The sequence below is a fragment of the Nostoc spongiaeforme FACHB-130 genome, assembly GCF_014698475.1.
GTDB classification, from domain to species: domain Bacteria; phylum Cyanobacteriota; class Cyanobacteriia; order Cyanobacteriales; family Nostocaceae; genus Nostoc_B; species Nostoc_B spongiaeforme.
The window spans coordinates 12,094-33,122 of sequence record NZ_JACJTB010000007.1 but is presented as its reverse complement, the minus strand read 5'-3'; the positions used below and the strand labels follow the sequence as shown (position 1 = coordinate 33,122).

21 protein-coding genes are annotated in these 21,029 nt (G+C 41.4%); 9 read left to right on the top strand and 12 right to left on the bottom strand.

The genetic code is table 11. From position 1 onward, the window contains the following. Positions 1-251: 251 nt before the first annotated feature. A complete protein-coding gene (locus H6G74_RS08465; RefSeq protein WP_190967246.1) occupies positions 252-593 on the bottom strand; it encodes a DUF4870 domain-containing protein in 342 nt (113 codons plus the stop codon). A gap of 199 nt (positions 594-792) precedes the next feature. On the opposite strand from H6G74_RS08465, the gene prfC reads away from it, so the two are divergent. The 3 genes from prfC (at position 793) to H6G74_RS08450 (ending at position 6,210) form a co-directional block, all read left to right on the top strand. Then, entirely contained in the window at positions 793-2,421 is a 1,629-nt protein-coding gene (gene prfC / locus H6G74_RS08460; protein ID WP_190967245.1) for a peptide chain release factor 3, read from the top strand. A gap of 315 nt (positions 2,422-2,736) precedes the next feature. Beyond that, a complete protein-coding gene (locus H6G74_RS08455; protein WP_190967244.1) occupies positions 2,737-4,947 on the top strand; it encodes a M48 family metallopeptidase in 2,211 nt (736 codons plus the stop codon). Positions 4,948-5,730: 783 nt separating this feature from the next. Next, positions 5,731-6,210, top strand: coding sequence for an RNA recognition motif domain-containing protein (locus H6G74_RS08450; RefSeq protein WP_190967243.1), 480 nt, complete (start codon positions 5,731-5,733; stop codon positions 6,208-6,210). A gap of 83 nt (positions 6,211-6,293) precedes the next feature. Here the strand turns inward: H6G74_RS08450 and H6G74_RS08445 are convergent, their stop codons facing one another. Next, positions 6,294-6,470: a hypothetical protein gene (locus H6G74_RS08445; RefSeq protein ID WP_190967242.1), complete on the bottom strand. Its 177-nt coding sequence runs from the start codon at positions 6,468-6,470 to the stop codon at positions 6,294-6,296. A gap of 270 nt (positions 6,471-6,740) precedes the next feature. Here H6G74_RS08445 and H6G74_RS08440 point away from each other — a divergent pair, with 270 nt between their 5' ends. Together H6G74_RS08440 and H6G74_RS08435 are read left to right on the top strand one after the other, a co-directional pair. Then, positions 6,741-7,373 (top strand): TenA family protein, encoded by a 633-nt coding sequence (locus H6G74_RS08440; RefSeq protein ID WP_190967241.1) that lies wholly within the window; start codon positions 6,741-6,743, stop codon positions 7,371-7,373. An 86-nt stretch (positions 7,374-7,459) separates the two neighbouring features. Beyond that, positions 7,460-7,819, top strand: coding sequence for a winged helix-turn-helix transcriptional regulator (locus tag H6G74_RS08435; protein ID WP_190967240.1), 360 nt, complete (start codon positions 7,460-7,462; stop codon positions 7,817-7,819). A 105-nt stretch (positions 7,820-7,924) separates the two neighbouring features. Here H6G74_RS08435 and H6G74_RS08430 read toward each other — a convergent pair whose 3' ends face one another. The 3 genes from H6G74_RS08430 to H6G74_RS08420 form a co-directional block, all read right to left on the bottom strand. Further along, complete coding sequence (locus H6G74_RS08430; protein WP_190967239.1) at positions 7,925-8,326, bottom strand: salt stress protein, Slr1339 family; 402 nt, start codon at positions 8,324-8,326, stop codon at positions 7,925-7,927. Between the two features lie 100 nt (positions 8,327-8,426). Further along, positions 8,427-9,032 carry a vWA domain-containing protein gene (locus H6G74_RS08425; RefSeq protein WP_190967238.1) on the bottom strand — a complete coding sequence of 202 codons (606 nt, stop codon included), beginning with the start codon at positions 9,030-9,032 and terminating at the stop codon, positions 8,427-8,429. A gap of 101 nt (positions 9,033-9,133) precedes the next feature. Further along, a complete protein-coding gene (locus H6G74_RS08420; RefSeq protein ID WP_190967237.1) occupies positions 9,134-9,739 on the bottom strand; it encodes a vWA domain-containing protein in 606 nt (201 codons plus the stop codon). A gap of 440 nt (positions 9,740-10,179) precedes the next feature. Between H6G74_RS08420 and H6G74_RS08415 the strand changes: the two genes are divergently transcribed. Both H6G74_RS08415 and H6G74_RS08410 read left to right on the top strand, forming a co-directional pair. Beyond that, entirely contained in the window at positions 10,180-10,527 is a 348-nt protein-coding gene (locus tag H6G74_RS08415; RefSeq protein ID WP_190967236.1) for a hypothetical protein, read from the top strand. A 226-nt stretch (positions 10,528-10,753) separates the two neighbouring features. Next, positions 10,754-11,908, top strand: coding sequence for a cupin domain-containing protein (locus H6G74_RS08410; protein WP_190967235.1), 1,155 nt, complete (start codon positions 10,754-10,756; stop codon positions 11,906-11,908). 272 nt (positions 11,909-12,180) lie between these two features. On the opposite strand, the gene H6G74_RS08405 is transcribed toward H6G74_RS08410, so the two are convergent. Then, positions 12,181-13,497: a Tudor-knot domain-containing protein gene (locus tag H6G74_RS08405; protein WP_190967234.1), complete on the bottom strand. Its 1,317-nt coding sequence runs from the start codon at positions 13,495-13,497 to the stop codon at positions 12,181-12,183. Between the two features lie 155 nt (positions 13,498-13,652). Here H6G74_RS08405 and H6G74_RS08400 point away from each other — a divergent pair, with 155 nt between their 5' ends. Beyond that, a complete protein-coding gene (locus H6G74_RS08400) occupies positions 13,653-14,450 on the top strand; it encodes a Uma2 family endonuclease (protein WP_190967233.1) in 798 nt (265 codons plus the stop codon). Positions 14,451-14,621: 171 nt separating this feature from the next. Here H6G74_RS08400 and H6G74_RS08395 read toward each other — a convergent pair whose 3' ends face one another. From H6G74_RS08395 to H6G74_RS08375, 5 genes are all read right to left on the bottom strand, one after another. After that, complete coding sequence (locus H6G74_RS08395; RefSeq protein ID WP_190967338.1) at positions 14,622-15,746, bottom strand: site-2 protease family protein; 1,125 nt, start codon at positions 15,744-15,746, stop codon at positions 14,622-14,624. Positions 15,747-16,016: 270 nt separating this feature from the next. Beyond that, positions 16,017-17,057: an RNA 3'-terminal phosphate cyclase gene (rtcA, locus tag H6G74_RS08390; RefSeq protein WP_190967232.1), complete on the bottom strand. Its 1,041-nt coding sequence runs from the start codon at positions 17,055-17,057 to the stop codon at positions 16,017-16,019. A 158-nt stretch (positions 17,058-17,215) separates the two neighbouring features. Beyond that, on the bottom strand, positions 17,216-17,485 hold the full coding sequence (locus H6G74_RS08385; RefSeq protein WP_190967231.1) for a ParE family toxin-like protein: 270 nt from the start codon (positions 17,483-17,485) through the stop codon (positions 17,216-17,218). Beyond that, positions 17,482-17,700 carry a hypothetical protein gene (locus H6G74_RS08380; RefSeq protein ID WP_190967230.1) on the bottom strand — a complete coding sequence of 73 codons (219 nt, stop codon included), beginning with the start codon at positions 17,698-17,700 and terminating at the stop codon, positions 17,482-17,484. The genes H6G74_RS08385 and H6G74_RS08380 overlap by 4 nt, the downstream gene beginning before the upstream one ends. A gap of 101 nt (positions 17,701-17,801) precedes the next feature. Further along, the gene (locus H6G74_RS08375) at positions 17,802-18,290 is read right to left on the bottom strand and encodes a hypothetical protein (protein ID WP_190967229.1); all 489 of its coding nucleotides are present in this window, start codon (positions 18,288-18,290) and stop codon (positions 17,802-17,804) included. Between the two features lie 308 nt (positions 18,291-18,598). On the opposite strand from H6G74_RS08375, the gene H6G74_RS08370 reads away from it, so the two are divergent. After that, entirely contained in the window at positions 18,599-20,443 is a 1,845-nt protein-coding gene (locus H6G74_RS08370) for a serine/threonine protein kinase (protein WP_190967228.1), read from the top strand. A gap of 148 nt (positions 20,444-20,591) precedes the next feature. On the opposite strand, the gene rbfA is transcribed toward H6G74_RS08370, so the two are convergent. After that, the gene (rbfA, locus tag H6G74_RS08365; RefSeq protein WP_190967227.1) at positions 20,592-20,996 is read right to left on the bottom strand and encodes a 30S ribosome-binding factor RbfA; all 405 of its coding nucleotides are present in this window, start codon (positions 20,994-20,996) and stop codon (positions 20,592-20,594) included. Positions 20,997-21,029 lie beyond the last annotated feature (33 nt).

Below are 21,029 nucleotides of genomic sequence, written 5' to 3'. Positions count from 1 at the left end.
CAAAAGTAGAGAAAAACTCTACTACTGTCAGACAAACTACAAACAGTGCTTAACTGTCCTTTGCCCTACTCTTGATGAAGCTGTGGGGCAATTTTGTATTCTACAACTTGGTTGCTACTTCATCTAGCTAACAGTTTGGGCAGAGAGATATTAATTTTTAATTCTGATCTAAAAACATTAAACCGCAGAAAGTTTTGCAAATGTTTTTGTTAACAATATTCAAGTTTTTATTAGCAATTACCCTGGCTGTGTTATAGAACACGGAAAATGAAGGGATAGCGGAAGGGTTGGTCTGGCTTGGTAAGCACACTGGCGATCGCCCAAATTGTTAATCCCCAATGCAGCGCATATCCGAGGAATACTAGAGGGAATAACAAACCAAAAGTTAACCAGAGCAATGCTGTAATAATAATTCCATAAATCCAAACATTCAGGTGAAAATTAATAGATTCTTTGGCATTTTCTAGGACTACCGGATCATTAGCAATGAATAACATAGCGATCGGTATCCCCACAGACATAAACAGCGTACTGAAGAAAATCGCTCCGTGACACAAGGCAGAGAAAATCTTGCGTTTATCTGGGTCGTACATACTTGTTTCCTTTGAAGGTTTAGAGGCTGGGGGCTAGAGTATTGAAGATAGAGATAAGAACTAATGACCAATGACCAATGACTCAGCACTTTCTGACCCTATCACGAGCCTCGTTGTTTTAAGATTAAAAGACTTACTAAAGTAGAGAAAAATTAAGTTAAGTAAATTAACAAGGGTAGTTAATACATTTAGGTCAATTATGTCAACTGAAATTCAGTCAGAACTTTATCAAGCCGTAGAACAGCGACGCAATTTTGCGATTATTTCTCACCCTGACGCGGGGAAAACGACGCTGACAGAAAAGCTACTGTTGTACGGAGGTGCAATTCACGAAGCTGGTGCGGTGAAAGCACGACGGGCGCAGCGCAAGGCTACTTCCGACTGGATGGCGATGGAACAGCAACGGGGTATTTCGATTACTTCGACGGTTTTACAGTTTGAGTACCAAAGCTGTCAGATTAATTTATTAGACACCCCCGGACACCAAGATTTTAGCGAAGATACTTACCGGACTCTGGCTGCTGCTGATAATGCGGTGATGTTAATTGATGTGGCGAAAGGTTTGGAACCGCAAACCCGGAAATTATTTGAAGTATGTAAATTGCGGGGTTTGCCGATTTTCACCTTTGTGAATAAACTCGACCGTCCGGGTAGAGAACCGTTAGAACTGTTAGATGAAATTGAACAGGAACTAGGGTTGCAGACTTATGCTGTGAATTGGCCGATTGGGATGGGCGATCGCTTTAAGGGTGTATTTGATCGTCAGCAGCAACAAATTCACTTGTTTGAACGCAGCGCCCACGGTAGCAAAGAAGCCCGTGATACTGTTGTTGACTTGGGTGATGCCACAATTGAACAGCTGCTAGAAGAAGACTTGTACCACCAACTCAAAAATGACTTGGAACTGTTAGAGGGAGTCGGCCCGGAATTAGATTTGGAATTAGTGCATCAAGGTCAAATGACCCCAGTGTTCTTTGGTAGCGCCATGACCAACTTTGGCGTAGAGTTATTCCTCAAGTCTTTTCTCGACTATGCCTTAAAACCAGGCGTTCACAATAGCAGCGTTGGGGAAGTTCCGCCCACATATTCTGAGTTTTCGGGTTTTGTGTTCAAATTGCAAGCCAACATGGATCCAAAACACCGCGATCGCATCGCATTTGTCCGGGTCTGCACTGGCAGATTTGAAAAAGATATGACAGTCAATCACGCCCGCACAGGCAAAGCCGTACGTTTATCGCGTCCGCAAAAACTCTTTGCCCAAGAACGGGAATCGATTGATGTCGCATATCCAGGTGATGTCATCGGCTTAAACAATCCCGGCGTATTTGCGATCGGCGATACCATTTACACAGGGCAGAAATTGGAATACGAGGGAATTCCATATTTTTCACCAGAACTGTTTGCCACCCTCAGAAACCCCAACCCCTCAAAGTTTAAGCAATTTCAAAAAGGGATTTCGGAATTGCGCGAAGAAGGTGCTGTGCAGATTATGTACTCAACTGATGAAGCTAAACGCGAACCAATTTTGGCGGCGGTGGGTCAGTTGCAATTTGAAGTGGTGCAGTTTCGCCTACAGAACGAGTATGGCGTAGAAACAATTCTCGATTTATTACCCTACAGCGTCGCCCGTTGGGTAGAAGGTGGTTGGGAAGCTTTGAACAAGGTGGGACGTTTATTTAACACCACCACAGTCAAAGACAGTATGGATCGGCCAGTGTTACTATTCCGCAATGAATGGAATTGTCATCAGTTACTAGAAGACCATCCAGATTTAAAATTAAGCGCGATCGCCCCGGTATTTTATGGTCAATCATCAGTGGAATCTTGAAACAGAATGCAGAAGTCAGAATAAATTCATTCTGACTCCTGACTTCTGGCTACTGAGTTCTAGATTCTGACTCCTGAGTTCTATTTATCGGGTATAGTTGATGTCCACGGCATCGCGGGGTCGCGTTGTTATATCACCGTGGATCAAAAGTCAAAAGCTAAAAGTGAAAAGTAAAAAGAAAATCTTATATCTCAAACGCAAGGCGCAGCAGTCTAGGGACTGGTGAGCGACTTTGTTCTTCTTTACTTTTGCCTTTTTCCTTTTACCTTTTACCTTATTCTGTCAGTTAGCAGAGATTGGAGTGCCAGAAATTCTATGCCTTCACGCGCTGAATCATCTTTGGAGGCTGGTTTAACTGCCCTCAAGCAGGGAGATTACCAAACAGCGATCGCTCAACTCGAACCTGTGGCTAGTAGTAAAGGCAATAGCACGACTAGCTTACAAGCTCGTGTGGGGTTAGTTATGGCTTATGCCCGCACTGGTGAAGCCCGCAAGGCGATCGCTTTGTGTCAAACTCTCAGAGATAGCCAAAATCCCCAAGTTCAAGAGTGGGCTGAACGCGCTCTGACACATTTAACAAAACGTAAAAAAACAAAAAAAGTATCTTCACAAACATCAAAACAACCGACCAACTCCGGCAATTCATCGGCGGTGTCATCCAGACGAGTCCAACAGCCTGTGCTGGAAAAAACCGCACAATCAGGGAATTATCAAAATACTTTTATCGAAACGCCTGTCGGATCACAAAATCAATTTATAGAATCGGCTGAATATACACCAACTCAGCGATTAAATATTTACTGGCGACAAGCAAAACGCGCCAAAGTCTGGCAACCTCTACGTAAACCGAAATTACTGCCCTTACGGTTAAAAGCCCTGGGAAGTCTTGTGGCTTTGTTTTGGGTGATAGACTTCTTTTTCAAGTCAGCAATGGTCTCGGTAAACCTCATTTTAGACAAGTTGCCGTATTTAGAACCATTGCAGTTTTTCTACTGTGACCCCAAGCTAGTAGTAATTGGCATTTTAATGATCGCCAGTGCGGTTTCCCCTTGGTTACTTGATTGGTTATTAGGGCAGTTTTGTAGTCAGCAACCCCTATCAAAAGATATCTTACACAGCCGCAGCCGAGAAACAGCCAGAGTCCTGCAACGTTACTGTCAGCAAAAACGTTGGCAATTACCCCATCTGCGAATTATCCCCATTAATACACCCATTGCTTTCACTTATGGCAATCTGCCTCGTAATGCGCGAATTGTCGTCAGTCAAGGACTATTAAATCAACTGGCAGATGATGAAATTGCCGTGATTTATGCTACTCAATTGGGACACATTGCCCACGGTGATTATTTAGTGATGTCGTTGGTATTGCTGCTGACTTTGCCGATTTATCGCTTATATCAGCAAATATCTCAGTGGGGAAACAATGTTCCTCCCGGTTTTTGGCAGTGGCCGTTTAATATATTTTCCAGTCTGACTTATGGAATCTGGTGTTTATTGACTGGGACAGCTTTATGGTTGTCGCGCTCACGTCATTATTATAGCGATCGCCTAGCAGCCGAAATCACTGGTAATCCTAACGCATTAATTCGGGCTTTCTTAAAAATTGCGATCGGCATTGCTCATGACATTCAACAAGTACAACACACCAATTGTCAGCTCGAAAGTTTGAATCTGCTCATGCCCATCAGCTATCAACAAAGTTTATCTTTGGGTAGCATTGCCGGGCATATTCCCTTTGAATCCGCATTGTTCTGGGATTATCTCAATCCCTATCGTCACTGGTTAGCCATTAACAATAGCCATCCACCCATCGGTCAGCGCATTCAATGGCTGTGTCAAATCGCCCGTCACTGGCACATAGAAACCGAACTGCACCTCAGCAGCGAACAGTTTATTAAAACTACACGCCAATCATTCTTACTACAAATCTCTCCCTTTTTAGGCATTCCCGTAGGTTTTGGTTTTGCGGGGTTGATTTGGCTGAGTTGGCAAACAGCTTTTAGTCTCAAATTTTTAAACTTGAAATGGATTTATGAAGATTGGAATTTTGTCAGTGGTTGCCTACTGATTGGTTTTAGCATTGGTTTGGTCATTCGGATGAATAGTTTTTTCCCAAATCTCAAAACTGCGACTGGGCAAGCTGATCAAAGTTTACCGAACTTGTTAGCCAATCCATCTGCCATCCCCATTGATAGCAATATTGTTTGTCTGGCTGGCAAATTATTAGGTCGTCCCGGTACAGCCAACGCTCTTGCCCAAGACTTAATCTTACAATCCAGTACAGGCTTAGTGAAATTACACCACGTTCCTTGGCTATGCTTGGGGCAGAAAAACCAACTGCAAGATTTAATTGGTAGGCAAATTACTGTCACAGGCTGGTTTCGTCGCGGCGCAACACCTTGGCTGGATATCCACACCGTCCAAACTCAAACAGGAACCACCATTTCCAGCCCTCATCCCATTTGGTCTACCATCTTAGCCGTAGCCGCCCAAGCTTGGGGTGCTTATATTTTTCTCATAGGCTAGTACAACAAGGCAAAAGTTAAAAGTTAAAAGTTAAAAGTCAAAAAGCTGAGAACACAAGCTTTTCACTAACTTGAAATGGTATCTTCATTTCCGCCGACCTGTACTAGTCAGATTTGAATAAGTTGGGAGTAGGTTCAAAACCCATACACCCGTACACCCTTAAACCCATCCTCAACAGACAACCTTTATGCGTAACTCCTGCAAAAACAAAACTTGCAACATTTCTTTACAAGTGTTACATTTATTAACAATATATTTAACAACCAGCATAACTTAGCATTCCGGCTAAGTAATTGTTGTTAGATGCTTGCGCCAGTGCCTCTTTTATCCTCCCAACACAGCAGCAGCTAGACCAGCCAATGGCTGGTTTTTGTTTCAGATATTCGCTCTTGAGAAAAAAATGTATTTTATGTTACTATTAATTCGCAATATAATCGGAAATGTGTGTTCTGAACTAGCTACGTAGAAGATACCGTGATAATGTAAGGAATGGTGTTGAATTCTGCGGGCAAGGACATCAAAAAAAAATGTTTACTGTGGCAGACAGTAGGCTAATAAATTTACAAATTTTAGAATTAAGGTGGTATTAACTGAGCGTTGTATGCGCTTTTGTAATATACAAGCTTTATCCAAACGAAAAACTGTATTGTATAAGTTGACAGTTTGGAGTAAAAAAATTGGTTTATGGCAAATTTAATCAAAAGCATCTATTTAATTAACAGCCAAAACCAAGTGATTGTTCTCTTGCCTTGCTTCGTTCATTAAACTCTGGAGGTATAGTTCATGTCCGTTCGCCTATACATAGGCAATTTGCCAAAAGAAGAAATAGATCGCCAAGACTTGCAAGCGGTGTTTGCAGATGAGGGCGATGCTGTCACCACGAAATTAATTAAAGACCGGAAAACTGGTAAATGTCGTGGTTTTGGTTTCTTAACCGTCAACAATGACGAACAAGCTGATCAAATTATTGAAAAATATAATGGTCAGTTGTTCAAAGATACCCCAATTAAGCTAGAAAAAGCATTGCCCCGTACCAAGGGTGATGAAGGCGAAGAACAAGCGCCAAAAGCTGCCAGCAACCCCACTCCTAGCAGCAATAAAGAAGGGAATCGCCGTGACAAAGGTTCTAAGAAGTCTAAGCGTAGCGGTGGTGGACGCGAAACTACTACCACAGCAGACTCGGATGCAATTCGTCCAGATCCCCGTTGGGCATCTGAACTAGAAAAGCTGAAGCAGATGTTAGCAGCGCAAACCACAAATTAAAACTAGCAATGGAGAAATTAAAAATTAAAAACCAGAAATTGGATTTTTAATTTTTAATTGTCCACAAGTCCTGACTTTGCGAATCAAAGATTACTAGCACCCATAAAATACAGAGCGTAAAAGTACAACAGCTTGTCCTGATACGTTGCTAGTGCTGGTTGTTGGTAGGTGACTAAAAAACAAGCTACACAGAGTTCGGTTTGACTAAAGTTTGTCCAAATCTTCCAGAGTTCCGAACCGCTAGTGTGAGGGACATCCATACTCTGAAACCAGGAGAGGCGTAGTATTAACTATGTCTCTCCTGGGTTTGTTTGCAAAGCAAATCTTTTGGTATGCGTAGTGTAATTTAGTCCATCATACAGATAACCTGTAACCTGTAATGAAATTTAACCCAGTGTTGCATAAGCGTTGGAAATTACAATACATACGTGTCACAATCAATTATGGAAATATTACTGAACTGCTTAAGCAGTCTAACCGGAGGCAGATTTATCTTCTGCCTCTTTCACTGTATTGACAACAAATGACTCATGACTTTATCTCATGAATTATGGGTGGCAAATCAAGATTTAGGTCAAGCTTGTCTAGAGCATCCTTTTGTACAAGGTATCGCTGATGGTACACTTGAACCGTCTAAATTTGCTTACTATGTGGGACAAGATGCTTTTTTCTTAGAAGCTTTTGCCCGTGCTTATAGCATCGCCGCAGCTAAAGTACCAGACTGGAAAGGTTTTAATATATTTCACAATTTAGTCGGTGGAGTTTTAGCCGAGTTGCAATTACATCAAAGCTATGCAGCCAAGTGGGGAGTTAATTTACACTCTGTAGAACTAGGCGCAGCTACCCGCCGTTACACAGATTTTTTGTTAGCTACAGCTTGGAGTAGTGATGTTGGGATAATTGCTGCGGCGATGTCACCTTGTATGCGTTTGTATGCTTTTTTGGGGGAACAGTTAGCTTGTCATGGTATCCCCCATCATCAATATGCAGATTGGATTCGGACTTACAGTAGTGCAGATTTTCAACCACTAACTCAGCAATTAGAAAGTTTGGTGGATAACTACGCCACAAATCACGCTTTGGTTCATTCAACTTACCGTTACGCTATGCTGTGTGAACGTGATTTTTTTGCAGCTGCTTGGGATTATGGGAGTCTGGTTTGATTTTTTGTGAGTAAATGAGACAAGGGAGGGAGATGTTTTTAAATCATTTAGGATGACTATATATAATTACTGACTAAAAAGTTACTATGAAAGCAGAAGCAGAAAGCGATCGCAGGTTAACTTGTGAAGTAGAAACTACCCTCAAAGTAATTGGTGGACGCTGGAAAGTTTTAATTATTCGAGAATTAATAACTGGTGTCAAACGTTTTGGTGAATTGCAACGCAGTTTACCGGGAATCACGCAAAAAATGTTGACTCAGCAACTCAGAGAAATGGAAGAAGATGGCATAGTACATCGACAAGTTTATGCTGAAATCCCTCCCAAAGTAGAATATTCCCTCACAACTTTGGGGGAAAGTCTGAAACCAATTCTTTATGCAATGCACGACTGGGCTGTTGAACATTTACAACAGAATTCAGGAGTTAGAATTCGGAATTCAGAATAGAATATTCCAATTCAAAAACATCCCTATTATTTAGGGACAAGGAAGATGGTAGTTTGGTTGAGTAAACAAATTAGATATATTAGTAATCAGATATGTTAGGAAAATTTAATTAGTCTGTAAATATTCAACTGCTGCGGCTAATTTTGAGGGGTAGGCTTCAGCAAATTTTTCAAACCATAATCCTTCGGGAGAGAAAGGATCTAATTTATCTAACCATTCTTTGGCTTGTTTTTGTAAAAGTTCTAATTGTTGAGCTTTGATTTGTTCTTGGCGGATGCGTTCTTGTTCTAGTTCTTGCTGTCTTTGCAATTCTTCGGCTGCGGCTTGCGCTTCGATATCGGCTTTTACATCAGCCAAAATATTATCGATAATCGACTGTGACTTAGATAGCGGTGTAGAAATGAATGGCGTAACTATATCTGGTTTTGGTTGTTGTGGTGTAGGCGCGGGTTTGGCGGGATCATATTCCGCTTTGATTTGAGCTAATAGTTTATCAATAGAGTCCATTTTTGTTACTTTTATTTGTGAGCGATCGCTAAAATGAAAGTTAACCGCAGATGCACAGAAATGCACGCGGATAAAATAATCATAGTGCTGAATTATGAGCCTAATCGTTAATGGCGTTGAGCAAAACTTCGGATAAACTTAAATCTTCCATATCTTCCATTGTAATGGTGTCACAGATATCGAATTTTGCCCCAGCACCTTGCAATTCATCATCTAATACTTTCAGAAACCGAGTTGCTTGGGGATCTGTGCCAACTTGAATAAAGGAAATTCCGAGTTCTTCATCTCTATCCATCCGCCGCGAAGCTTCTATAATGACTCGCATTACTGCTTTGCGATCGTCTGGTTCACCATCAGTTACTACTAAAATTGTATCGCCATTGGGCTTTGTTGTCCCTGCCGCTTTCCGTTGAAAATAATCATCAGTGGCATGTTTTAAAACTGCGGCTAAATCGGTTGTTCCTGATGGATCATTTTCTTGGAAGATTTGTGTAACTTTACTAGTAGTGACATTTTCATAACGCTTAAATCTTCCCGAAAACACATAAACAGTAATCCCATCGGGGTCAAATTGTTCACATTTACTGGCTAAAGCCAAAGTCGATTCTTGGGCTGCAACCCAGCGACTTCTTCCACCTTTTTGGTCTGGGGTTGCCATGCTACCACTTTTGTCAATAATTAGAGTATAATCTCGGCTGTCTAGCATAATTAAGTTCTCCAATTAGTTATTAGTTATTGGTTATTAGTCATTTGTCATTTGGTAAAACTAAGAAATTTACTAATCATTGACTATTGACTATTAACAACTCAATCGGTAATTGCATTCATCAAGACATCAGCAAGACTCATTTCTTCTAAATCGTCTAAAGTGATGGTATCGCAGATATCAAATTTTGCACCAACACCTTGCAATTGATCATCTAAAGCTTTGAGAAACTTAGTTGCTTGAGCATCTGAGCCTACTTGAATCAGAGAAATGGCTAATTCTTCATCTCGTTCCATTTGACGAGATGCTTGAATAATTACTTCAAATACAGCTTTGCGATCATCAGGTTCACCATCAGTAATTACTAATATTGTTTCACCGTTGGGTTTGGTTTTCCCTGCGGCTTTACGTTGAAAATAATTATTGGTTGCATCCTGGAGTACACCAGCCAAGTTGGTAGTACCAGCAGGGTCATTTTCTTGAAAAATCTGTAAAACTTTAGCTGATGTCACATCGTCGTAACGCTTGAATCGGCCAGAAAATACATATACAGTGATGCCGTCAGGGTCAAATTGTTCGCATTTTCGTGCTAAAGCCAGAGTAGACTCTTGCGCTATATCCCATCTGCTTCTACCACCAGCTTGGTCAGGTGTAGACATACTACCGCTTTTATCTAGGATTAATGTATAGTCGCGATCGCTCATCATATTTTCCTCGCAAATTGTTCTCTTGTGCTACTAGTCTAGTCTACGAGTCTTGTTACTCGGCAAGCCTTTTAGGTATAAATTAACAGAATTACTAAGTATTATAAATAATGTTATTTTTATAACACAGTATTTTTGATTACCAGAATTCCAGGATACTCTGGCTAAAATTCAGTGTTATGCGATAGAAGTTTGCAATTACTAAAATTATCTATCTCCAGGATGGTAAATTACATCCCCTACTCGGACTGAATGCGAAAAAATTATCTAATCTTGTGCTATTTAAATGAAATATCTATATCAAAAAGTAGATGAGAATCTTCTCATCAGTTATTCATATTTTTTTCATCCATAAGTTCAAGTATAGACATTAAGGAAGAAACAAGAAATTTCAGCTTGCTTTCTGACTACTAGTCTATCTTGTACTTAATAAAGAGTTGCACATGAATCCTAAAATTATTCTTGGTTTACTCGTCGGTGCTAGTTTCGGCTTGTTTTTACCTGTAGGAAGTCAATCTGTTCAGGCTGCTAATCTTGCATCACAATCTGAGTTAAAATCTACATCTTTCATTGAATTTGGTGTAGTTGACTTAGCAGGTAGCGAATCTGCTGAACTAATCTTAGCGGATAATAGTGAGCGCGGTCGCAGACGCAACCGCAATAGCAACAGTAATAGCAACAGCAACAGTAACAGCAATAGCAACAGTAATAGCAACAGCAACAGCAATAGCAACAGCAATAGCAACAGCAATAGTAATAGTGACAGTGGAGATGATGATGATGACGATTAGCATTTGTGACTAAAAAGCTAATCATAATTAAGTTGGCTTAGAATTAAATTTCTGAGTTTGGTAATTTTGTCAGGGGCATTGATTGATATAGCAATTCTAAATAATTTACCAACATCTCTGTGATTTCTTTTGTTCATATATCAAATAGAACTGCTATATCCTGCCCATTTTTTATTAATAACTATATTGATGAATTGAAAGCAGTTTTTGACAATATTAATATGATATGAAAACTTTACAAGAACTACTAGCAAACTTTCCAGTAGATAAATTTTTTACGGAGTTCTGGACAAAAAAAGCAATTCATCTTTCTACGGAGAATTGTCAAAGATGGCAAAAAATTTTTTCGTGGAAAGATTTGAATGAACTGTTGAATTATCACAAACTCAAAGAACCAGATTTACGCTTTTCAATGAATGGCAAGTCTTTGCCAGAGACACGGAATCGGCAAGAATGGAGCGATCGCCTGCGTCAAGGCGCTACACTAATTATCAATGGTGTACATCATCGAATACCGGCTGTCGCTGAACTCGCAGCAAATATGCGCCATGAAATTGGCTATGAAACCCACGTTAATTTATATTGTTCGCCAGCCAAACAGCAAGGGTTTGATTGTCACTACGACACTCATGATGTCTTTATTTTGCAAATTGAGGGTGAAAAACAATGGTTTGTTTATGAACCAACAGTTTTATATCCTACCGCAGATATGCCATCATCAAAACAGCAGCAACCACAACAGCCGCCTTATTTAGAATGTGTGTTGCAGGCTGGAGATTTATTGTACATCCCTAAAGGACATTGGCACTATGCTGTGGCTTGCGAACAGCCATCTCTTCATCTGACTGTTGGGATTGAATGTCAAACAGGACTTGATTGGCTTGATTGGCTGATCAAAGATTTATGCGAAAATGTCAGTTGGCGGCAAAGTTTACCCGCGATCGCTAATAGCAATACAAATGTGATAGAAGAACAGTTAAGTGCATTACGTCAGCATTTAATTGAAACTTTACAGCAACCTGATATTTTACAAAGATATATAGAATCGCTCAATTATCAACATCAACCGCAGCTATTAGTTAGTTTACCCGCTCAAATGGGAACTAATATTTTTCCGAATTTATTTACAACTCAGTTTATTTGGTCGCCACTGCATCGAATTCGGATTAAACAAATTGATGATACACAATATCAAGTGCGGGTTGGTTCTAAACAAATTGACCTTAAAGGTATACCAGAAAAATTAGTAGAAAATTTATTCAATTGTGATGAATTTAGTTTATTTGATATTGCTGATTGGTCACCCGATTTAGATTTAGAGGGTGATATTATTCCCTTAATTACACGTCTTGTAACTGAAGGAATTTTGTTAGTTAAGTAAAACCCAAAACTATGTAGATTCACATCTTGCACCTAGCCTTGGCGAATGGAATTCGCGGCTAAACAAACGTAGACGCGCAAGCGGTGAAGCAGTGCGTTGGGCGGGTTTCCCGACTCCCTCACTGCTGAACCCGAAGGGCTTCCCGCAGGGTAGTCCGCCTGCGCGGACTAAGGTAAAAATAATCTTTTGAAACCCGCGCAGGTAGGTTTTGCCTGTATAGCCGCGACTTCAGTCGCCTGGTGCAAGATATGTGTGGAGACGTTACTACTGTATTAGCAAATTTCTTCTAAATCAAGCCACTCATCATAAGATGAGTCATAACCAGCATAATGCACAAAGTATTGCTGACCGCGAATTTCTTCAATTGTGGCAGTATACCATTCTTCGTTTTCGTCATCCCAACATTTGACTTTTTGACCTACAGCAAATCCATTATCATCGGATGATTCAATATCACGAATCCGAATATCTTGTTCACCAACCCACTCATCAGAAGATGAGCCATAGCCAATGTAATTGATATAGAATTGGTCGTCTTTAATTTTCTGAATTGTGGCTTTGTACCATTCTTCGTCTTCTTCGTCCCAGACTTCTACCGTGCTATTTACTGCATACTGGCTGGTATCTGATTTAGATTTGGTTGCAGATGCGGTATCTTGTTTTTGTGGTTTTTTGGCTTCTTCAGCAATTTCAGCTTTGACTAGAGTGTGAGCTTGTAAAATGATGGTGCGGGCAACAGTTTGAATACCTGTATGCTCAAAATAATTTGTAGTTTGATCTAAAACTGCGGCTACAAAGTCTAAATTATCATCAGCAATCTGCACAAAACTACTCAAACCACTAGCAACTGACTGTGGCGTGATTCCTGTCTTAGCGACAAGGCCATTCATCCAGCCTTGGACTGAGTTAAAAGCTTGGGAAAGAAAACCAACCTTATCAGCTGGACTATTCCCAGGTAAAGAACTATTAACAGCTTGGAAGACAGGGTTTTGGGCGATCGCATCATTAGCATTAGCACCGCCAATAATTTCCTGAATTTTAATTAAAAAGTCGGGGCCTAAAGGTAAAATACCATCGATACATACCAAAGCTGCCATCCGCATCAGGGAAGCATTTTGATAGTTATTTGCTAAGGTATTGGCAAATTCTTGGGGGTTCGGTTGGGGAATTCCATTGATTTTACAGAAGGCGATGATTTCGACAGCAATTTTGAGAACTAAGTCAATTGTTTGGGTGACATCGGCTTTGGGCGTAATGTTACCTAAAAACGAGAGAAAACTAATTTTTTCGCCCACTTTGTTAGCTAAAGCCGCAGTTCCCATTGCTGCATCGGCTTTGTCGATGACTTGATATAGTTTGACAGCCGCTTGATAGCCGTTTTGTGGATCTAAGTATATGCTATCGGCGCGATCGCGGATTCGTTGAATCACATTTGCATCAGTTTCACCAGTAATCGCACGCACAGTATTATCAAATCCCACCAAATTATCCCATTGCCCCGGCGCTACATAATCCAGGGCTTTGAGAACTTTGACTGTAATATTGTCGCTGGGTAACTCGTCAACTAACTGAACAATGGATTTATCCATGAGAAGTCCTTATAAAACAAAACCTTAATTGCTAGAGTTCCCTAACTAGAGATAAAAGTAACTTTCTTGGGACTGGGTACAGGGGTAAGCTATCGAAAAAGCACTGTAAAATATTTGCATGAGCTTCCAAGTCCACAAGCGACATTTTATCTATCATGGTTCTAGCCGCACCTCAGCGCCAAAACCCTGTTGTCACTTGGGAAAAACTCCCAGATGATTTTATTCTGCCCGATGATCCAGTGGAAAATATTCAACAGCCTTTTTTAGCAGCAGCTTTAACAGAAGCATTAGCTACAGCCAATCGCATTCAACCAGAGATGCTAGTTGCATCTAACTTTGGCATCGTTGCTAGTATTAATCAAAAAACCGTTGTTAAAGCACCTGATTGGCTATATATACCCCGTGTGTCACCAGTGGGTACAGGTGTGATTCGGCGCAGCTACACACCCAACATCGAAGGTGAAAATGTGGCTGTGGTGATGGAATTTTTATCAGATACCGATAACGGCGAATATTCAATTCGTCCCACTTTTCCCTATGGGAAACTCTATTTTTACGAACAAATATTACAAGTTCCCGTTTATGTAATTTTTAATCCTTACGAAGTCAGCTTAGAAGTTCTGCGTCTGGAAAATGGGCGATATGTTGTGCAACAACCAACAGAATCAGGACACTTTTGGATTCCTGAATTGGAATTGTTTTTAGGAATTTGGCGCGGAACTCGCTTAGGGATGAATATTTATTGGTTGCGATGGTGGGATGAAGCAGGTAATTTGTTGCTGTGGAGTTCCGAACAAGCCGAACAAGAACGCCAACGCGCGGAACAAGAACATCAACGTGCGGAACAAGAACGCCAACGTGCTGATGATGCGATCGCACAATTGGAAATTGAACGTCAGCGTCAAGCCGCATTATTAGCAAAGCTACAAGAATTAGGCATAGATGCAGAGTGATATCGTGTCCTGTAAAAGACTGATCATCAAGACCGCAGGGGTGCAGGGTGCAGGGGGGAAAGATTTCTTCACTATCTTCCCACACCTCCCACACCTCCCACACCTCCCACAAAAAAACTCCCTCAGATGAACTGAAGGAGGTGTGAGAAGGAGTCTTTAGTGATGAAACATTTATGCGGGGTTAGTTAAAGCTTGTCCTTGCAAAAGTTGAATAATTGCTGCTTTTTCCAAAATCCCCACGAGTACGCCATTTTCTCGAATTACAGCTAAAGCTGAGAGTTTTTGTTGTTCTAGTAGTTGGATGACTTCTAAGAGTGGTTGATCTGATTGTACTGTGGTGGATGCAGCAACTGGGCGCATGATTTCTTGAACTTGAGTTTCTGTCCACAGAGTTGTCGGAATCTTCCGTAAGTCATCGAGTGTCACCGCACCAACTAATTGTCCTGCATCATCTGTCACTAAGAAGCGTTTCCAGTCTTGTTTGTATAGAATTTGTTCATCAGCAAATTCTCTCAGGCTGAGGTTTGCAGAAATGATTGGGCTATTGCTGGTGACAGCATCTGCGGCTGTTAATCCATCAAGTTTCGCTTGGACTCTAGCAAATTGGGCTGCATTTCCAGCATTTTGTAACAGGAAGAAGCCGATTAATAAGTTCCAGAAGTTAGCTGCACTGCCAAAGAATACCAGTGGCAGTATACCAGAAGCGATCGCCACCCAACCAAACACCTGTCCAACTCGGCTGGCAAAGGTCACACCTTTGTAGGGATTGCCTGTAATTTTCCACACTAGAGCCTTGAGGACATTACCACCATCCAAAGGCAAGCCAGGAATCAAGTTAAACAGTGCTAAAGCTAAGTTAACGGAAGCTAAAACACCCAGAACTGCTGCCAGTGGCCCCGATACAGGCGTTGTCACACCAATTACTGTGACGATGCCACATAATAATAAACTGACTAACGGGCCAGCGATCGCAATCCAAAAAGCGCCTGCGGGAGTTTTCGATTCTTTTTCTAAATTCGCCAAACCGCCAAAGATAAACAATGTGATGGATTTAACATCAATTCCTTGGCGCAAAGCAACAAAACTATGTCCTAATTCATGGGCGACGACAGAAGCAAACAATAACAGCGCCGTCATCAATCCTAGTAGCAACGCTAACCCCCCAGACAGTTGAGGAAATTGTGCTAACAAGCCACTACTATAGCTCCAGGTTACTAAGCCAAACACCAAAAACCATGACGGATGGATGTAAAACGGAATCCCGAAGAGATTACCAACGCGAATTGTGCCATTCATGTCGTTCACCTTTGAAAGCTGCCGAGAGATTTAGTTTTTCCTCTCGATGTCTCTACTGTAACGAAACGTAACAAATATTAAAATCAACCAAGAGTTGTGCTTACCGTCCTGAAAGGTGCGGTTTACCAATTTTAGATTTTAGATGTTGGATTAAAAATAGAACTTACACAAAAAGACACGAAATCAAGGGTTTGAGGGAGGTGTAAGGATTTTTGCTCAACTACACCCCTACCCCATTCTTGACAGACAACCTTTGTGCGTAAGTCATGTTTATATCGGCACTACCTTCACAATCTTTTCCACCTCATCCACCATTACCCGCGACAGCCCAAATTTCTCAATCACCTTTGCATTGGTTGTCAAATGGGTACTAATATTCGCTACGTGATACTGACTTTGTGCCGTAGCCAAAGTTGCTGGCAAGATTAACTGATCTCCTAAATGCTCATCAACAGGCGCACCTGTTTGATGAAACTTCAACAGTTGTTCACAAGCAATTTCAGCCACCCTTTCCGATGACATGCGCCACCGCCCAAACCCACCAAATCCCGTCAAGCTGTTCTCATATTCAGCCGTCAGAAAAATCCCAGCCCCCGCAGCAACACCTCTTTCCCGTAAGGCTTGTATAGAAACCTGGAAACCAGCTATGCGTAATATTTTTTCAGCCCGATTTGCCATTCGTTGAGGAATATGAGCAGGTAATTCCGTCACCACCGCCAGTCCCCGTACTTGGCGTAAATTACCGCGTTTGAGTAAATTTATGCCACTGAGTTGACTACCACCACTCACTTGTAATGTTACCTCTCCGCCGCCTTGGGGATACCACCCCCAAGCACCTAATTTCACAGATGCTTGGACACCCATACGCTGAAGCATCGGCAGATATACCTGCTCAATATATGTCATCGTTGGGCTGAAGATAACATGAGTACCACCGCGCAACGTTACTTGAGAATTACCCTTGGCTAAAGCTAGAGGTAAAAGAATTGTTTGTAAAACTAAAGTAATTGCTCCAGCCGAACCACCTTCTAGCACTTCACTGACATCAAAAGTATAGTTTCCCGGCTGCACTGGGCGACTGGGAATAAATTCCAGCATCATCGAACCCAAAGCATCACCCTGTAATTGAGCTTGACAAATCTTCGCTGCCGCGCGGACTGCCGTCAGGTGTTGTGGCGCTAACCCTGGCTTTTTGCGTCCGGCGCGAATATTGGCAATGCGAATAGGTTCACCCGTGATAGCGGCTAAACTCAGACAAGTACGGAGAACTTGTCCGCCTCCCTCCCCGTAGGAACCGTCAATGTCAATCATGAGCAGTGTTGGAATGATGGATGTTGGGTAATGCCCAAGTTTTGACAATTAAACCACAGATGACCAGAAATAAACACAGCTAAATTGAGCGTAGTCCGACAGGCTTACTTGATGGTGCGTTCCATTCCCCATAATTATTGCCTGTAATAGCTGGTATATTACATCTGAGATAGTAGCCTTTCATACTCTGTATGTGACCCCACCCAAAACCAAATAACTGTGTCTCCCTCTAACTGTCCAACGGCTCGATAGCTTCTGCTGATTCTCACAGAATAAATAGGTAATTCTGAATGCACTTTTTTGAAACGTAAACTGGGATGGTTTGGGTCTTGTTTAAATTGGCGATATGCTTGACGGGTTTGCTCTCGCACATTTTCAGGTAAGTTACCAAAAGCTTGGCGAAACTGAGACGTGATGCGAGAATTCACAATGTATCTGGATCTAGTTGTTGAGTTTTACCTGCTTGATATTCTGCCATTGCTTGGGCAGCTAAGAAAGCTAGTGCATCTGGAGAACGCTCAAAAGCTGCATCCCATTGCTGTTCATCTTCCAGTTCTTCGAGAATCATTTTTGCCATAGCATCTTGTTGATTAACTGGTAAGCTTTTGAGTTTGATAATTGCTTGTTCAAGTAATTCCGTCATGGTGAATAATTATCCTCTGTTTTATTAATTTTCACACAGAGTTCAGGGCTAAAACCTACTTGAAGTTGGAGCGATCGCCAACTCAGTCAATATACTTTTACTTAACTATCAGGTAAACTTGCAAACACCTGCGCCACTAAATTTTTTGTCTTATTTTCCAGATTTTGCCAATCTACTTCACCCAACTCATCAATTAAACTAGTATCAATATCCACAGCCTCATTCTCCGGGCTGTAATTGGCGAAACAAACTTGATAACACAATTCCCACAAATCAACGCTGACTTGCTGCTCTTGACGTTGCAATTGCAAATGATATCCTGGATGGGGCATTGGCAACCGAGACAGGGTATTACGGATTTCCTCTGCTTGTTCTGGTGCGGCACTTTCCATCTCTTGCAACAGTCTTGTTACCAAGGCTTTTATTTCATCAGTGGTACTAGGCGGCCAAATCAGCACATCATGGTAGGTTCCCTTCCAAGCAGATGCGTCGAGTTGCTTGCGAATGTTATCCACAACTCTAATGAAAGCTGGTTGCATGAGGAGTTCAGCCTGTTGCCATGCAAGTGGATTGGTTATTTTAGGTGGCATCGGTCGTCAAACGATTTTGGATTTTGGATTTTGGATTTTGGATTGACTCTAACCGCTAGGGTAAAGAGTTTGAGGATTTTAAATTTTGAAAGTTGATTGATATTACGCCTTGACTTGGCGGAGTATAAACCAAAAAAATCTAAAATCGGCTATCTAAAATCTAAAATTGGCACAGTTAATAAACAGGGTTTATAAAAAAGCTACGTATTTATTTCAAATCTTTTCTCAAGATAGCGGATTTCAAGGAAAAAAATTTGGAGATATTTATTACCAGCTGGAAAATTAGGTAATAACTCTGGGGAGGGAATATGATCGGTAAGCTACTGGATAATCGTTACCAAGTAATTCAAGTGCTGGCGAAGGGAGGGTTTGGTCAAACCTACATCGCCCAAGATACAAGGCGGCCAGGAAACCCTATCTGCGTTGTCAAGCACCTCAAGCCTACCAGTTCTGACCCCAAAATTTTTGAAACTGCCAAACGCCTGTTCCAAAACGAAGCAGAAACTTTGGAACGTTTGGGATATCATGACCAAATTCCCAGGCTGCTGGCTTACTTTGACGAAAATCAGGAATTCTTTTTAGTTCAAGAATATATCGAAGGACATCCCTTAACTGATGAACTCATTTCTGGTCAACGCTGGAATGAAAATCAAGTTTTGCAAATGTTACAGGAAATATTAGGGATTTTAGAGTTTGTCCATCAGCAAGGTGTGATTCACCGCGATATTAAACCAGATAATATTATTCGCCGTTCTTCAGATCATAAATTAGTTTTAGTAGATTTTGGCGCAGTTAAACAGTTAAGTTCCTCAATGGTGACGGTGGGTGGACAAACTACGGCCACTGTAGTTATTGGGACTCCTGGCTATATGCCTACCGAACAAGGACAAGGTAAACCTCGCCCCAATAGTGATATTTATGCTTTAGGGATGATTGCCATTCAAGCAATTACAGGGGTATCAACTTCTGAGTTACAAGAAGACCCAGATACAGGCGAGATTCGCTGGCAACATTTGGCCCCCGTTAGCTATCGCTTGGCATCAATCTTAACGAAGATGGTGCATTATCACTTTAAAGACCGCTACCAAACAGCCACCGAAGCACTGCAAGCTTGTGTAAATGTGATGAGTCCTGTGTTAACACCAGCTGCACCACCAGAACCCCTGATAAATCATGCTTACTCTGGGGCTAAACCTGCTTCGTCTTTTCAACCAACTCTCGCACTCGCGCCAGCAAATCCTGGTGTTAGCAAACCTACCCGCAGAACTTCTAGTAAATCTGACCCCTTACCATTATTAATTGGGATACTTTTAGCTGGTAGTGTGGCGGCTTTGGTGGCGAATGTCTATCCGAATGTTAAGAATTTCACCGCTAATTTTACAGGTCAAAACGTTCATGCGGGGAATAAGTGCTTGGCAATGGTAACAGGTAATTCTAATATTCGTTCGGAACCGAGTTCGATTAATTCTGATAATGTTCTCAAAACCATTGGTGAGGACACAGCTTTTGAGGTGACTGGCCTGCGGACAAAACGCAATTGGATACAAGTGAGATTAAACTCTGGGCGTTTGGCTTGGGCTTATGCAGATGTGATTTCTAACAATGATGAATGGCTGGGTTGTCTGCGGGATAAAGGTATTGCAATTAAGACGGTTGATGATAGTACGCTAATTGCAGCCAGACCCCTTCCCAAACCAAAAGCGATTAAAACCACAACTCCACCACAGACAGCAAATGCTGATGGAGAAAAATCAGAACCAGCAAAAGTGAATGAAAATAGCGATAAGGTTGTTGAACAAGCGAAGAAGAAGTATGAGTCAGGAGATTTAGTCGGTGCGATCGCATTATTAAAGTCAATTCCTGCCAATGCTTCTGCTGGTATTCAAGAAACAGGTAAAATCATTAGCCAATGGCAGCAAGATTGGTCTAAGGCTGATGCTCTATTTAATGATATCAACAAAGCAATTGACGATGGTAATTGGGATAAAGTTTTAGATTACAAAAATCATCCCGAAAAGTTACCCGATACTCAATACTGGCGCAATAAAATCGAACCTTTATTTAAACAAGCAGCCGAAAATGTCGGTAAACAAGCTTTTCCGCCCGAAGAAAAGCAAGATAATCAAAAAACTCCCAAACCAGAGAAACAATAGAGGTTAGAGAAGAAAGTTTTGTATGACTGAATATTTTGACAGATAAGCTAAAACATATCCAAATTGCATAACCATCTGGAAAAATTGTCCTTGGTCAATACAAATGACTAATGACCAAGGACTAATGACCAATAACTAATGACTATTGTTAATCTTCTTCTGCACCAATGTCTTCTTCAGTGTCGTCAGGTTCTAGCGATCGCTCATACTGGAGTTTATTCAACAGCGATAATACCTTAGTACCGCGTTCTATAGAACGGTCTTCGATAAAAATTACCTCTGGGGTGCGACGTAGCCTGACTCTAGCGCCAAGTTCACTACGTACATAACCAGTGGCGGACTTTAAGCCTGCCATTGTTTCGGCTTTAGCTTCTTCCGTACCATAAATACTGACGTAGATTTTGGCGTGCTGCAAATCGCCAGAAACGTCTACATCAGTGACACTGACCATACCTGTACCCACACGGTCGTCTTTAATGCCGTTGAGTAACATTTGGCTAACTTCCCGTTTGATTAATTCAGCAACACGGGAAACGCGGCGATTTGTAGCCATAAAATCTTTGCCTGTTCACAGAGGTTATAAATA